This is a genomic window from Streptomyces marincola (assembly GCF_020410765.1).
GTDB lineage: Bacteria > Actinomycetota > Actinomycetes > Streptomycetales > Streptomycetaceae > Streptomyces > Streptomyces marincola.
This window is the reverse complement of record NZ_CP084541.1, coordinates 2,642,121-2,656,019: the sequence shown is the minus strand read 5'-3', so window position 1 is coordinate 2,656,019 and position 13,899 is coordinate 2,642,121. Positions and strand designations below refer to the sequence as shown.

Annotated in this window: 13 protein-coding genes and 1 tRNA gene; 10 read left to right on the top strand and 4 right to left on the bottom strand. The window is 72.2% G+C overall.

The window, feature by feature from the left end; translation table 11 throughout:
• Nucleotides 1-178: 178 nt before the first annotated feature.
• Nucleotides 179-958 (bottom strand): ABC transporter ATP-binding protein, encoded by a 780-nt coding sequence (locus LC193_RS11190; protein WP_226073738.1) that lies wholly within the window; start codon nucleotides 956-958, stop codon nucleotides 179-181.
• Nucleotides 959-1,338: 380 nt separating this feature from the next.
• Here LC193_RS11190 and LC193_RS11185 point away from each other — a divergent pair.
• Nucleotides 1,339-1,420: transfer RNA gene (locus LC193_RS11185), tRNA-Leu, on the top strand.
• 174 nt (nucleotides 1,421-1,594) lie between these two features.
• Here the strand turns inward: LC193_RS11185 and LC193_RS11180 are convergent.
• A complete protein-coding gene (locus tag LC193_RS11180; RefSeq protein ID WP_226073736.1) occupies nucleotides 1,595-2,758 on the bottom strand; it encodes a hypothetical protein in 1,164 nt (387 codons plus the stop codon).
• A 149-nt stretch (nucleotides 2,759-2,907) separates the two neighbouring features.
• On the opposite strand from LC193_RS11180, the gene LC193_RS11175 reads away from it, so the two are divergent.
• The 8 genes from LC193_RS11175 to LC193_RS11140 all read left to right on the top strand — a co-directional run bounded on the left by LC193_RS11175 (nucleotide 2,908) and on the right by LC193_RS11140 (nucleotide 11,020).
• Complete coding sequence (locus LC193_RS11175) at nucleotides 2,908-3,753, top strand: sugar phosphate isomerase/epimerase family protein (RefSeq protein ID WP_226073733.1); 846 nt, start codon at nucleotides 2,908-2,910, stop codon at nucleotides 3,751-3,753.
• Nucleotides 3,750-4,685 carry a Gfo/Idh/MocA family protein gene (locus LC193_RS11170; protein WP_226073731.1) on the top strand — a complete coding sequence of 312 codons (936 nt, stop codon included), beginning with the start codon at nucleotides 3,750-3,752 and terminating at the stop codon, nucleotides 4,683-4,685. Before LC193_RS11175 ends, LC193_RS11170 begins: the two co-directional genes overlap by 4 nt.
• Entirely contained in the window at nucleotides 4,633-5,859 is a 1,227-nt protein-coding gene (locus LC193_RS11165; protein WP_226073729.1) for a methionine adenosyltransferase, read from the top strand. Before LC193_RS11170 ends, LC193_RS11165 begins: the two co-directional genes overlap by 53 nt.
• Nucleotides 5,856-6,728 (top strand): hypothetical protein, encoded by an 873-nt coding sequence (locus LC193_RS11160; protein ID WP_226073727.1) that lies wholly within the window; start codon nucleotides 5,856-5,858, stop codon nucleotides 6,726-6,728. Before LC193_RS11165 ends, LC193_RS11160 begins: the two co-directional genes overlap by 4 nt.
• Entirely contained in the window at nucleotides 6,725-7,780 is a 1,056-nt protein-coding gene (locus tag LC193_RS11155; RefSeq protein ID WP_226073725.1) for a glycosyltransferase family protein, read from the top strand. Before LC193_RS11160 ends, LC193_RS11155 begins: the two co-directional genes overlap by 4 nt.
• Nucleotides 7,780-8,508: a coenzyme F420-0:L-glutamate ligase gene (locus LC193_RS11150; RefSeq protein WP_226073723.1), complete on the top strand. Its 729-nt coding sequence runs from the start codon at nucleotides 7,780-7,782 to the stop codon at nucleotides 8,506-8,508. Before LC193_RS11155 ends, LC193_RS11150 begins: the two co-directional genes overlap by 1 nt.
• A gap of 230 nt (nucleotides 8,509-8,738) precedes the next feature.
• Nucleotides 8,739-9,476 (top strand): NUDIX hydrolase, encoded by a 738-nt coding sequence (locus LC193_RS11145; RefSeq protein ID WP_226073721.1) that lies wholly within the window; start codon nucleotides 8,739-8,741, stop codon nucleotides 9,474-9,476.
• Nucleotides 9,477-9,814: 338 nt separating this feature from the next.
• Nucleotides 9,815-11,020, top strand: coding sequence for a heparan-alpha-glucosaminide N-acetyltransferase domain-containing protein (locus tag LC193_RS11140; RefSeq protein WP_226073718.1), 1,206 nt, complete (start codon nucleotides 9,815-9,817; stop codon nucleotides 11,018-11,020).
• A gap of 61 nt (nucleotides 11,021-11,081) precedes the next feature.
• Here LC193_RS11140 and LC193_RS11135 read toward each other — a convergent pair whose 3' ends face one another.
• Complete coding sequence (locus LC193_RS11135; protein ID WP_226073716.1) at nucleotides 11,082-12,269, bottom strand: helix-turn-helix domain-containing protein; 1,188 nt, start codon at nucleotides 12,267-12,269, stop codon at nucleotides 11,082-11,084.
• 170 nt (nucleotides 12,270-12,439) lie between these two features.
• On the opposite strand from LC193_RS11135, the gene LC193_RS11130 reads away from it, so the two are divergent.
• A complete protein-coding gene (locus tag LC193_RS11130; protein WP_404819530.1) occupies nucleotides 12,440-13,081 on the top strand; it encodes an HAD family hydrolase in 642 nt (213 codons plus the stop codon).
• Nucleotides 13,082-13,119: 38 nt separating this feature from the next.
• Here LC193_RS11130 and LC193_RS11125 read toward each other — a convergent pair whose 3' ends face one another.
• On the bottom strand, nucleotides 13,120-13,770 hold the full coding sequence (locus LC193_RS11125; RefSeq protein WP_226073713.1) for a hypothetical protein: 651 nt from the start codon (nucleotides 13,768-13,770) through the stop codon (nucleotides 13,120-13,122).
• Nucleotides 13,771-13,899 lie beyond the last annotated feature (129 nt).

Genomic DNA, 13,899 nt, shown 5'->3' with positions numbered 1-13,899 from the left:
CTGGGAGGGGGATCGGTCCGGCCCCGACGGGGCCGGTGAGAGGTACAGGGGGGCAGCGCGGGTGGACGAAGGCAGGGGTGGGCCGCGCCGCGGCCGGCGCCGGGCGCGGCGGGGGCGCGCGGCGTTGGGAGGAGCGACGATGTGGAAGGGGGCGAGGCGCGCCGCGCGGGCGCGTGGGTCAGCTGGTGCGCCCCTTGGCGTCGTAACGCTTCATGTGTTCGAGAACGCTCTCCGCCGTCGGGTTCGCCATGTCGTCGACGACGCGGCCGTCGGCGAGGAAGACGACGCGGTCGGCGTAGCCGGCGGCGACGGGGTCGTGGGTGACCATGACGACGGTCTGGCCCAGCTCGCGGACCGAGTTCCGTAGGAAGCCGAGCACTTCGGCACCGGCGCGGGAGTCCAGGTTGCCCGTGGGCTCGTCCCCGAAGATGATGTCGGGCCGGCCGGCGAGCGCGCGGGCCACGGCGACGCGTTGCTGCTGACCGCCGGAGAGCTGCGCGGGCCTGTGCTTGAGCCGGTCGCCGAGCCCGACGGTGCTGATGACCCGGTCGAGCCACTCCGGGTCCGGCTTGCGGCCCGCGATGTCCATGGGCAGCCGGATGTTCTCCAGGGCGTTGAGCGTGGGCAGCAGGTTGAACGACTGGAAGATGAACCCGATCCGGTCACGCCGCAGCTGGGTCAGCCGCTTGTCGCCGAGGCCGGTCAACTCGGTGTCACCGATGCGGGCCGAGCCGCCCGACACCGAGTCGAGCCCGGCCATGCAGTGCATCAGCGTCGACTTGCCTGACCCGGAAGGGCCCATGATGGCGGTGTACTCGGCCTGCCGGAACTCGACGGAGACGTGGTCGAGGGCGACGACCTTGGTCTCACCCTCCCCGTAGACCTTGGTGAGGTCGGTGGCCTTGGCGGCCGCCGCACCGTTCGGGGTGAACGCGGCCGGGGCGGAGAAGGTGGACACGAGCGGGCCTCCTGTCGGGCGTGGGGAGTCGGCGTGTTCCCATCCTTCTCCCCGCCGAACGCCGGGGGATCCCTCCCGATGATTGTTCCGTGGAGTTCTCGCGGGGGACACGGCGGCGCAAGCCGTCATACCTGAGGAGGACCATCAGCCCTGAGTACCTAAGTGGATGCGGAGGGTTGATTTGCGTCATTCCCAGGAGGGTGCCCAAGCCCCCGCGTTTGACGCGGACGGCCTGTGACCGGGCAGTAGCTCTTTGATGAGCCATCAGGGGCTCATAAAATCAGACAACATCGGCCCGGGGCACCGGTGTTCGGGCGAATCCGCCGGATAAGCTCGGACGAGACACTGGCGCGTAGCGCCCGGTACGGCTTGGGATCTGTGCCCGGATGGTGGAATGCAGACACGGTGAGCTTAAAACTCGCTGGCCTTCGGGCCGTGCCGGTTCAAGTCCGGCTCCGGGCACCCCAGAGCATACAGCCGCTGACCAGCCGTAACGGCCACGCTTCGCCCTGAACGACCGCCTCGCTCCCGCCACACCGCCCGCGCAGGGCCCCCGGGCGGGAGCGTTCTGCGTCATGCCTCCAGGGTGGGGCGGTGATCACGTGCGTGGCCTCCGACCTCCGGGCTGAGGCCGGTTCACCTGTGCAGGTGGCGCGCGGTGTTGTCCAGGCGGGTGGTGAAGCCGCCGACGGTGTCGCGGGTGAGCAGCAGCAGTGGCTCGGTGGCGGTGAGGTCGGGTGTGTCGGTGATGCCGCCGACTTTGCGGGTGGTGGTGACGATGATGAGGTCGCCGCCGGGGGCGAGACCGTCGAGGTAGGCGGTGTTGCGTTGGCCGCGCTTGCCGTCGAGGAGGCATTTGGCGGCGCCGAGAACGCCGAGGGTGAGGCAGCCGCCGAGCAGGATTACGGTGGTGCCCCGGTCGAGGATGAGTCGGGTGATGACCGTCAGGTCCGCCAGCAGTTCGCCCTCGGGCGTCCAGCTGGGGGCCAGGCGGATGCCGCCGTGGCCGGAGAAGGTGATGCCCGTGTCCGGGGCGATGTGATACGGCAGCTGCGGGCCGAACTCGGCGTAGAAGCCGTTGCGGTGTGGGGCGCCGAGGACGATCAGGCAGTCGGGGTCGCCGGGGTAGTACTCGCCGGGGTAAAAGTCGCGGATGGCCGCGGTGGGGAACCGCTGGGCAAGCCGGACGCGCACATAGAAGAGTGCGTCGAGGTCGGCGAAGCCGGCGTACCGGGCGTAGGACAGCGGGTCGGTGGGTCGCTGCCGACCGGAGCTTCGAGGCAGGGCGGAGCAGACCACGTGCACGGTGGCCGCGCGGGTGATGCCGAAAAAGCACTCCGTCCCATCAGGTTGTGTCGCAGCGTTTCCGACGGGGGCGGCGTCAGCGGACGGGGGCTGTTCGGCGAGGTAACTGCCGTCGGAGATGAGCAGGGCGAGAGTGTCCAGCGCCTGTCCGGCATGGCGGCGGACGGTTTTGGCCGAGCAGCCCAGGACCCGGGCGAGAGATTCCTGGCGCTCGGTCAGGGTGGGCCATGAGTCCGGCAGCAGGTTGAAGTCGGCGGTGGCGTAGCGGCGCTCGTGCGGAGTCAGCCCGTCGATCGCCCGACGCAATGCCGCCACCAGGCGGGTGGTCTCGCTGGCCGCGGGGGACAGCGGTGGCTGGCGGGCAAGCAGCAGGGCGCGGAGGGAGTCGCTGAGCGTGGTGACTGCCCCGGGCCGACCGAGGGCGGGTCCTTGGCGGAGCCGCAGCAGTTCGGCGCGTACGTCCTGAAGCGAAAGCCGGGGCGGCGGGTTGGCCATGTGTCCAAGGGTTGTCCACGAGGGCTGGGTCTGTCCGGGTTTTGGGGCTACTGGCGGGATGTCGACCGGGTCGGTACGGCAGTGACCATTGCGGAACGCTGCCGCCCAACTCTGGAAGGTGACCTGTGCAATCGGCTCCCACACGACGCGTGGTCAGCACGTTGGTACTCAATCCTGATGAGCTCGGACCCGATCCGGTGCCGGGGATGGACCTGGCGGTGGCGTTGGGGATCGGGCATCTGGAAATCCGTTCGGCCGAGGGCGCCAACGTCCTGGCGCTGCCCGACGACCGGCTGAAGCACATCCGTGCCCTGGCCGACGAGCGGGGCCTCACGGTAGCGGCGCTGGCCTCACCACTGTGGAAGTGGTGTCGACCCGAGGCGACGCCGGGCCGGGTGGACTCCTTCGGCTTCCCCACCCGGGTCCCGCCCCAAGAGCGGCTGGGCTGGATCGAGCGGGCTATCGCCGCCGCACGGATTCTCGGCGCCCCGGTGGTGCGGGTCTTCTCCCACCTGCGCGTGGAGCCGGGGCTGACCGAGCAACTGCTCGGTGACCCGCTGCTGTCCATGGCCTTGGACACGGCGAACATTGCGGGGATTCGGTTGCTGCTGGAGAACGAGCCGGTGTGCACCGTTGCCCACGCCGAGCCGCTGTTGGAAGTGTTGGAGCGATACCACGGGCAGGGGTTGGGGCTGTGGCTGGACGTGGCGAACCTGCACGAGGTCGGCCAGGCCACACCTGCCACGGTGCGGGCCCTGGCCCGGTACGTCGGGTACGTGCACGTCAAGGACTACCGGCCCGTGCCCGGCGGGGGCCGGGTCTTCTGCCCGGCCGGCACCGGATGTGTGCCGTACGGCGAAGTGCTGCCGCTGCTGCACGCCGCCTGCCCGGCGTTGCCGTACGCGCTGGAGACCCACGTTCGTGACACCCCGGCCGACGCCCTGAGCGAGGGTGCCGCCTTCATGCGCTCGGCCGTCCCGGGCGGTGTGGCGTGAGGCGTGCGCTGCTGATCGGGGCCGGGGAAGTCGGCGCCAAGCACCTGGCGGCGTTGGCGGCCACTTCCCGGTTGGTGGTGGCCGCTGTCGCCGACCCGGCCCCGCGGGCGCCGCTGCCATCGGACGTGCGGCTGTTCGCCAGCTGGCAGCACGCGCTGGCGCAGGTCCGGCCCGAACTGGTGGTGGTGGCCGCCCCGCCCGGCATCGCGCTGGCCGCCGCGAGGGACGCCGCCGAATCGGGCGCGGCGGTGCTGGTGGAGAAGCCCGTCGTCACCAGCCCCGGCGCCCTGACGCGACAGGCCGGGGACGAGCGGGTTTTCGTCGCCTTCCAGCCGCACTTCGCGCCGGGCGTCGCCGCGCTGCTGGCCGCCCCGCCCCCGGTGGTGCGGGCCGAGGTGTACCTGTCCTGCCGCCGCGACCCCGCTTACTTCCGGGACTGGCGCCGCACCCGGGCGGGTGCCGGGGGCGTGCTGCACCAGCAGGCCATCCACGGCCTGGCCCTGGCCCTGCGGCTGATGGACGCCCCCGTGACCAGGGTGGACGCCGATGTGGAGCACCGCCGGGGCTTGGCCGAGACCGAGGACTACATCGCCGCCGACATCACCCTGGAGGGGAACCGACTGGTCCGCATCGACGCGCGGGTGGCTGCCGCCGAAGGGCACCGCCACGAGGTGCTGCTGCACACCGCCGACGGGGGCCGTCTCGTGGTGCGCGGCCGGAATCTGGAAGCCGGACTCGGCGCGCTGACCGCCGCGCCGACCCACCACGAACTGCGCATGCGCATGTATGCCGCGGTGCTTGAGGCCGGCGCCGGGGGCGCGGCCCATCCCTGTCTGTTCCCGCTGTCGGCGCTGCGGCGCCCACTGGAGGTGATCGACCGTGTCTACCGCGACGCGCGCGTGGTCCGGGCCGCGGACGCCGCTGCCGCATGAGCTGCCCGCCGAGGTCGTCGAACGCAAGGGCATCGGCCATCCCGACACCCTCGCCGACGGGATCGCCGAGCTCGCCTCCATCCGCTACAGCCGGCACTGCCTGGACGTGGCGGGGGCGGTGCTGCACCACAATCTGGACAAGGTCGCCGTGCTCGGCGGCCGGGTCGCGTTCACCGACGTAGGTGGCACGTACGACCGGCCGCTGCGAGTCGTCTTCGGCGGCCGGATCTCTACCAGCTTCGCCGGGAGGGCGCTGCCGGTGCGGGAAATTCTTCAGCAGGCGGCCGTCGACCAGCTGCGCACCGCCCTGCCGGGCTTCGATCGGGTGACACTGGAGGTGAGGCACGAGACGACGGATTCCTCCAAGTTCACCCACTGGTTCGCCCCCCGCTCCTTGGCGGACCTCCCGGAACGGCCGAAGGCGTTCTCCAACGACACGGCCTACCTTGTCGGTTCGGCTCCGCGCACGGCCACGGAGACCGCGGTGCTGCTGGCCGAGGCGTGGTTCCGGCGCCATGTGTGGGCGGGCAGCGACATCAAGGCCCTCGCCGTCCGTGACGGTGACGCCTTCACCATCACGGTGTGCGTGCCCGCGCTCGCAGGGCACCTGACTACCTCGGCCGAGTTCGATGATGCGGTCACCGACGCGTCGCGGGAGCTGGCCGAGCTGCTTCGAGAGCGGCTTCCGGGCCGGGTGGCGGTGGTGTGCAACACCCGCGGCAGTCGCACCGGGCCGCTTTCCGGGCAGTACTTCACGCTGTCGGGCTCCGCCGTCGACTACGGCGAGGACGGCCTCGTGGGCCGGGGAAACGCCCGCACCGGCGTGATCAGTGGTGCCCATCTGGCGGGCAACGAAGCGGCGTTCGGGAAGAATGCGGCCTACCACGTCGGCAAGGTCGGCGGCTGGCTCGCCGACACCGCCGCCCGCACGGTCGCCGCCGTGTTCGGCCCGTGCCGGATCGCCTTGCTGTGGCGCAACGGCGCCCGGTACGACGAGCCCGCCTCGATCGAAATCACCACCGCGAAGGCGGCGCCACCCGGCGAAGCGGAGGAGTTGGTGCGCACCGTGCTGTCCCGTACCGACTGGATGGAGGATCTGCTTACCGGCCGGTATCTGCCCGCCATCGAACCGGTCGAGGATCTACTGGCCGACCTCGACCGGGCGGTTGGATGAGCGTGCACCGGCTCGTCACCGGCCATGTCTCCGCCCACCTCACGCTGCCCGACGGCCTGGACACCTCGCCCGCGCGGGCGGCCGGCTCCTCCCTGCCCGGCGGCTGGCACCTGGAACCGGCCCCGGCGGGGACGGCGGCTGTGGAGGTCACCGTGGGCACGCCGACCCTCGCTGCGGACGTGGACACTGTGCGCGTGACGCTGCCCCGCCCGGCGGTGGAGGCGGAGACGCTGGCGTACGTCACCTACACCGCGACCGAGCGCGCCCGCCAACAGCAGCACAGGGTCACCGTGCACGCCACCGCTCTGATCGCGCCCGGCGGCCGGGCCGTGCTACTGCTCGGCGACAAGGGCGCCGGGAAGACGTCCACCGCGCTCGCGCTCGCGATGCGTGGCTGGGTCCACGCCGGAGACGACCTGGTCGTCCTCGGAGAGATGGGCGACGGCCTGGCGGTGTGGCCGGGCAAGCCCACCGCCGCCGTCCGCGACCCGGCCCAGCCGCTCGCGCCGAAGCCTCAGTACGCTCTGGAGCCTTTTGCCACCGCCCCGGCCCCGCTGGCCCACGTCGTGCGCCTGGCCGTTCACCCTGCGCTCACCACGGCCGCGCTGACACCGGCGGTGCCGCTGCCGGTGAACGAGCGGCTGCGGCTGCACGAGCTGCTGGCCCGCTACATCTCCGGCCTGCCCACACCGCTGAACGGCGTCACCTGCATCCCGTACGGGCCGGTGTGGCCGCTGGACACCCCCGAACTCGCGTGCTGGCGCCACCATCTCATCGGCCGGCTCGCCGAGGGCCGGTTCGACTACCTGTACGCGCCCGGCCCCGAGACGGCCGCCGACCTGCTCATCAAGGAGGCCGACGCCGGATGAACACCGCCGCGATCCTCCCCAGCCGCAACGAGCCGACCACCATCGCCGCCGTCACGCGCGCCGTCGACACCGCCTTCGGCGAGACGGGCGCGGTCATCGTCCACGCCGACTCCTCCGATGCCCCGGCCACCGCCGAGCACTTCGCGGCCACCGCCACCCGGGCGGCGAAGGTGCCGCTGACCGGCCTGGTGCGGGGCAAGGGCGCTCAGATCCTGGCCGCCGCCCGCCGCCCGGAAATCGCTGCCCTCGACGCGGTGCTGATCGCCGACACCGACACCCAGGGCCCCGACCCTGCCGTCTACGCCGCGCTGCTGGACCGCGTACGGGGCGGGGCCGCCGTGGCGGTCGCCGACTACCCGCGGTACTGGGACGAGGCCAACCTCACCAACCACCTCGCCCGGCCGCTGATCGCCGCGGTCACCGGCCACGACGTCCCCCAGCCTCTCGCCGGCGACCTCGCTCTCTCCCGCGCCGCCATGGCCGCCGCCCTGCGCGCCGTCGAGGTCCTGCCCGCCCAGGTGTCGGCGTGTGTGGACGGGTACGGCATCGACGCGTTCCTGCTGCTGTCCGCCGCCACCGTGGGGCCCGTCGTTTCCGTGCGGGTCGACGGCCCGAAGCGGCACGCCGGCTCCTTCCCGCACCTGCCGGCCATCTACCACCAGGCCGTGCCCGTCCTGCTGCACCTGACCGCCACGTGGAACCCGCAGCCGGGCCCTGCGGGCCGGGCGCAGGCGCTGTACCGGGTCGCCGACCGGCCGGTCGAGCCCGACCGCCTCCGAACCATGGTCACCACCTTGGCAGGCTTCGGCCCGTACCCGGCCGGATACGATGACCACGCATGGCCGCTGCCCGCCGCAGGCGCCTGGCGCGCCGTCAAGTCCGCCACTCCGGCCTTGGAAGCGGCCCGACGGCTGTGGCCGCACTACCTCAAGCGCGTGACCGACTGGCTCACCGGCGGACAGCACGCCTCCACCAGGCAGCGGGCCGAACGGCTCGCCGCCGCGCACGCCCGTCTCCACACCGCCGTCCTCACTCCCGCAGGAGCCTCGTGATGACCGCCCCGACCTCCGGCTTCTCCGCTTTCTCCCTGGAGCCCTTCCCGGAACTCCAGCCAGGCGACGACCTCGCAGGCGCCATCACCGACGTCCTCACGCGTACCGGCACCGAACTGGAGGACGGGGATGTGGTCGTCGTGGCCTCCAAGGTCGTGTCCATCACGGAGAAGCGGTATGTCGACCTGGCCAGCGTCGCCCCCGGCCCCGAGGCCGTGGAACTGTCTGGCCGAACAGGCAAGCCCGCCGAGATCGTGCAACTGATCCTGGACGCCTCCAGCGAGTACTTCCTGGCCACCGAGACGGGTCCGATCATCGCCCGGCACACGCTCGGCCACCAGCTCACATCGGCCGGGATCGACCGCGCAGGCACCGAGGGCGCCTGGCTGCTGCCGGTGGACCCCGACGCCTCCGCGCGCGCCCTGCGCGACACCCTGACCACCTACACCGGCGCAGATGTCGCGGTCGTCATCGCGGACTCCGACGGCCGCGCCGACCGGCGCGGCGCCACCGTCATCTCCATCGGCGCCGCCGGGATCGCCCCGCTGCGGACGACCGAGCACGGCGGCAAGAAGCAGGAGGAGACCCTCACCGACCTGGTCGCCGCCGCCGCGGGAATCATCCTCGGCCAGCGTGGTCGCGGCGCCCCTGTCGCAGTCCTGCGCGGCATCAACTACACCTCCAGCAGCGACGCCGGCGTGGCCACGATGCTCCACCACCGGCCATGAATCTGTCGCTCGGCCTGCTCACCCCAGCCCACCGGCGCGCCCTGACCTCGCTGTCCCATAGCCACGTCCGACCCGAGAGCGAGGTGTAGCTGGGTCTGGGCTTCGGCCTGGAGATCGGTGCACCGCCCTGGGGGCCGGGCTGAACGGGGGACGGTCCGTTCTCCCAGGTGGTCGGCCGATCGCTTCGGACGGCGAGGCACGAGGGCCGCAGCGGACTCTACGATGGGCCGGTGACCGAGACGCTGCCCCCCGCGGGCATCGAGCTCTTCGAGGTCGAACGGGTCTTGCTGGCCGAAGCCGCGGAGCCGCCGGTGTCGACCCGGGACGCCGAGGCCCGGGACCGGGTGTGGGACTTGGCGGTGCGGGCCAACCCTGCTCTCTTCGACGGGCCCGTGGTGGCATGTGCCGGGCTGGAGCCGGGGCCGCGCGTCCTGCGGCTGTCGTGGGTACGTGTGACGTACCGGCATTACGCTTTGCGTCGCGTTCCCGGTGCCACCGCGCTGCCTTCGTTGTTCGTGAACGTGATTCAGCCGGCTGACGACGGCCGTGTGCTGGTGGCGAGGATGTCGCCCTCCACGGCCACCCCGGGCCGCTGGCAGCTGCCAGGGGGATCGGTGGAGCCTCCCCAGGGCGGGGCGCTGCTGGACGAGTCGGCACTGGCCGGCCAGGCCGCGCGGGAACTCGTCGAGGAGGTGGGGATCAGCGTGGCTTCCGAGACCCTGAGGCTGTGGGTGGTCACCCGTGGCAAGCACAGCAGCGTCGGCCTGACCTACCTGGCGCCGCCCCTTCCCGAGGCAACGCTGCGCGCTACGTTCACCGCTGCTGCGGCAGCGGAGCGCGCCGAGGGCCGTGAACCTGAGCTCGACGGGCTTGCCCTGGTGCGTTCACCGGACGAACTGGCCGGTCTGCCCGGGCCGCACGCCGACTACCTGGAGCCGGTCGTCCGCCGTTTCTCCGGGCGCAGCTGAGGTCAGACGAGCGCTTCCCGGCTACGGGTCACGTCAGGCGCCAGGCACCTCGGGCCATACAGCTGCTGACCAGCCGTAACGGCTCCACTTTGCTCCCGCCACACCGCCCGCGCAGGGCCCCCGGGCGGGAGCGTTCTGCGTCATGCCTCCAGGGTGGGGCGGACGCGTCTGGTCACAGGCGGCCCCGAGCCGGCTCCGGCCATCGGCCGGGTCGGGGCCCTCGCCGACTACCGTGGTGGGGCGGCGCAAGGGGGACGCTCGGGGCGGGAGCCGGCTGACGGCCCGTGCAGCCCGTGGGCCGCGGCTTCGTGACGTCGGACGGCAGGGGCTGATGGTGTATGAGCGGGAACCCCGGAACGGCTCGAATCCGCGGGCGTTCCGCCGAATCGCCGTCCACGGCCCGGCTCGTGGGGCTCGACCTGGCCCGCGGGCTCGCGGTGATCGGGATGTTCACCGCGCATCTCGCACCTGACCCCGCCTACGGCGGCGGCGCGGCGTTCTTCGCGGAGCTGAGCAGGGGACGTTCCTCGGCGCTGTTCGCCGTGCTCGCGGGCGTGACCCTGGCCTTTCTCACCGGCCGCACCACCCCGAGGACCGGAACGGCGGGAGCGCGCGCCGCCGCCGGGGTCGTGATCAGGGCCGCGGTGCTGATCGCTTTGGGCACCCTGCTGACGCGGATGGACACGCCGATAGCGGTCATCCTCCCGTACTACGGGCTGTGCCTCCTGCTGGCCCTGCCCCTCGCCCGGCTGTCCGCGCGGGCGCTCGCGGTGACCGCCGCGGTCGCGGCGCTCGCGGGCCCGCAACTGCTCTTCGTGCTGCGCGATCTGACGTACACGGAAACCGGCGGGCTCGCCGACTGGGCCGGAGCCGTGGACGAACTCGACCCGCTCAGCGGGGTCGAGGGGGACGGCCTCATCGACCTGCTGATCACGGGCAACTACCCCATACCCGCCTGGCTGCCGCTCGTCCTCGCGGGCATGGCGCTGGGCCGCCTCGACCTCGCCTCGGCGGCGGTGCGCGCCCGGCTCCTGCGCGTCGGCGCCGCACTCGCGGTCCTCGGCTACGGAGGCTCGTGGCTCGCGATGCAGCTCTTCCCCGTCATCGTGCGGACCACCGGCGCGCCGAGCGCCTGGTGGTCCGAGGCCGGGTTCACGCAGCCGGGCGACGACCCGGCCTGGCTCCTGGTCGCCGCCCCGCACACCGAGACCACACCGGCGACCATCGGCAACGCGGGAGTCGCGATCTGCGTGATAGCCGCCGCGCTCCTGCTGCTCGCCCGCCGCCCGGACGCCCGCCGCCCGGCCGCCCCCCTGATCGCGATCGGCAGTATGTCGCTGAGCGCGTACACCGGCCACCTGCTGGCCATCGAGTTCTTCATGGCGGGCGAACTGGACCGCCGACTGCCCGTGCTGGCCGTCTTCGTGGCCGTCACCGCGGTCTGCGCGCTGCTCTGGCGGCCGTGGTCCCGTCGCGGGCCGCTGGAGTACCTCATGCACATCCTGACCGGCCCGGTGCGCGAACGGCGGTCCGTTCCGGGATGAACGAGGAGGCGGAAGGCGCCGCCCCGGCCCTTGCACGGCAGCGCTCGCCGGGCCCGCCACGTCACGCTTCGTGGAGTCCCGCCCACTTGGCGAGTATCGCGAGTTCCGGCTTCGACCGCCGGTGCAGCGACACCAGGACGCGCAGCACCTCCCGGGCCATGGGGTGAATCCGCGCCATCTGCGGCGCCGCTTCCCGTGCGCGGAGCAGCGACTGGAGCGCCTCGTCACGGTCGCCCGCCGCCAAGTGGGCGCGCGCCGCGTCGATATGAAGGTGCCCGATACGGGTCGGCGCGAGTCCCGGGAGAGAGACGCCGACGAGGTCGCCCACTATCGCGACCGCGCGGCGCGGGCGTTCCAGCTCGATGTGAGTGGCGAGTTCATGCAGCACGACGTTGCCCGGGCCGAACGTCAAGTTGTGCCGGTACACGTCGGCGTCGCGGAGGCGCCCGGCCAGTCGTTCGGCCTTCTCCAAGTGGTACCTGGTGGTGGCCTCGTCCCGTGCCCGGGAGGCCAGGGTGACGGCGCGGAGGTGCAGCGACCCGGCGGCCACGACACCGGCGACGCTGTCGGTGGCGGTGGCACTCATGGCGGTCAGCGCCCGATCGGTGACGGCGAGCCCTTCGAGGTAGTCGCCCGCCGACTGGTAGCAGCCCGCCTCCGTCCAGGCCGCGGCCAACTGCGCGACGGGTGTCCAGCTCTGGTGGGCCGCCCACTCCTGCCGGGCGGCCACGAGGTCGGCGAGATCCGGGTACCCGAGCCGGTGGGCGACGGTGAACGCGCAGCTGTAGGCATCGACCAGCAGTTCCCAGGCCGCTGGGTCCTGTGTGTCGTGTGCGTGTGCGACGGCCCGGGCGATCAGTCCGGGCAGTACCGGGAGGAGGCGCGCGTAGTCGGTCGACGCGCGCATGCGGGAGGCGGCCTCGATGTCGGCGGTCAGCCGGTCGGCGCGCACTTCGGTGACGGCCGGGTGCCGGTGCCGTCGGACGGCTGAGCGCAGGGCGTCGATGAGTTGGGGGTCGGCGGATTCGGCGTAGGGCTGGCCGTAGAGGACGGTGAGGGGGACGCCGAGCGCGGCGGCGATGGAGGCGGCGACGGCTGGACGGCATGCCCGGTCGCCGATCTCGATCTTCGCGAGAAGGGACTTGGAGATCTTCGCCCGGTTGGCCAGCGCCTGTTGCGAGAGTTCCCGCGCCTTGCGCTGGACGGCGATGTTCCCCCCGACGGCGGTAGGTGCTGTGGCGACCTGCATGCCCTGAGTGTTCCCCACAACGCCGGGTGCGCGTCCTGTATCCGGGTGTGACCGGCGGGCGGTCGTTCGACGGGCGGAATCCGATCCCGTCGGTTCCGGTCGCGGAGGGTCGGGCGTCGGGTCGGGCGAAACGTTCGTCGTGTGCCGCGCGCCTCTACGCTGTGGCGGTGATCAAGTGCGTGGCGTTCGACATCGGCGAGACGCTTGTCCGCGACGACCGGTACTGGGCGGCGTGGGCTGACTGGCTCGGCGTGCCACGGCACACGCTGTCCGCTCTGGTCGGAGCCGTGGTCGCACGCGGCGAGGACAACGCGGAGGCCGTCCGACTCCTGCGGCCGGGCATCGATCTGAACGCGGAATACGCGGCACGCGAGGCAGCAGGACACGGCGAGTCGCTGGAGGAGAGCGATCTGTACGACGACGTGCGGTCCGCTCTCTCGGCGTTGCGCGGCCTCGGCGTACGCGTGGCCGTGGCGGGCAACCAGACGTCACGGGCGGGGGCATTGCTGCGAGGACTGGCCCTGCCGGTGGACGCGGTCGCGGTGTCCGGGGATTGGGGGGTGGCCAAACCCCATGAGGACTTCTTCCGCCGGGTGGTGGATCTCGCGGGGGCGGAACCCCGCGAAGTCCTCTATGTAGGTGATCACCCGGCGAACGATGTGTTTCCCGCGCGCGACTCGGGCCTGTTGACGGCCCACCTGCGGCGCGGCCCCTGGGGGCACCTGTGGGCGGATGCCCCGGACGTGCGGGCGGCGGCGGACTGGTCGATCACCGGACTGAACGAGCTGGCGGACATCGTCACGCACGCGTGAACGGCCCCGGCGTCCGCGCGGGTCCGTGTGGGCGCGGATCACACGTGTGAGAGCTGCCAGTCCCGCGCCCGCTCGTCCAGCTCAGCCGCCCGGCGAGCACCGCGGCGCAGTAGCGGGCCCAGCGTCCTGCGCATTCCCGAGACCGCGTCTGCCGCACGGGAGGACCGCACCCCGTCCAGCATCGTCAGTGCTCTGTCCCATGTCGCGCATGCCTGCTCGACGTGGCCCTGCCGCGCCTGCTCCCGCCCCTGGGCGGCGATGGTCAGAGCCGTGATCCGGGTGTATTCGGGGGACGGGCGGGAGCGGGCGGAGATCGCGTAATGCCGTTCCGCTGCCGCGTGATCCTTCATGGCCACCATGGTTTTCGCGCTGTGCGAGCTGATGCAGGCGCGGGCCGATCCCCACAACGCGGCCCAGTGCGGCAGTTCGGCCTCGTCGCCGCGGAGGACGCGGTCCTGGGCTTGGCGCAGTTGGGCGGTCGCCTCCGGACGGCGCCCCGCGTTCGCCAGTGCCCGCGCCCGGGTGACCTCGAACAACGCCAGGGTGCAGGGGTCCGCGCGCCGGGCGCGCTCAAGCGCGGCGTCCGCCAGGTCGAGCGTGTGTTCCGGGCGCCGGATGTCCATTCCGTTGTGCGCCAGGATGCGCAGGATGAACGCCTGATGGAGATCGTCGCCGGCTTCCTTCGTCAATTGGTACGCCTGGAGGTAGTAGCGCTGCGCGAGGCTTATCTAGAGTTGTCAAGCGAACGCACAGGTAGATAGCCCATACCTCTGTCTGTTACGTGAGGCACGTTCCCCTGCGGGGCGCACCCCCGAGCG

Bases quoted from the DNA above. Each gene is read 5' to 3' on its own strand.
- LC193_RS11180 (WP_226073736.1), bottom strand. From the start codon at position 2,758: ATGGCCAACCCGCCGCCCCGGCTTTCGCTTCAGGACGTACGCGCCGAA.
- LC193_RS11160 (WP_226073727.1), top strand. From the start codon at position 5,856: ATGAGCGTGCACCGGCTCGTCACCGGCCATGTCTCCGCCCACCTCACG.
- LC193_RS11155 (WP_226073725.1), top strand. From the start codon at position 6,725: ATGAACACCGCCGCGATCCTCCCCAGCCGCAACGAGCCGACCACCATC.
- LC193_RS11150 (WP_226073723.1), top strand. From the start codon at position 7,780: ATGACCGCCCCGACCTCCGGCTTCTCCGCTTTCTCCCTGGAGCCCTTC.
- LC193_RS11140 (WP_226073718.1), top strand. From the start codon at position 9,815: ATGAGCGGGAACCCCGGAACGGCTCGAATCCGCGGGCGTTCCGCCGAA.
- LC193_RS11135 (WP_226073716.1), bottom strand. From the start codon at position 12,269: ATGCAGGTCGCCACAGCACCTACCGCCGTCGGGGGGAACATCGCCGTC.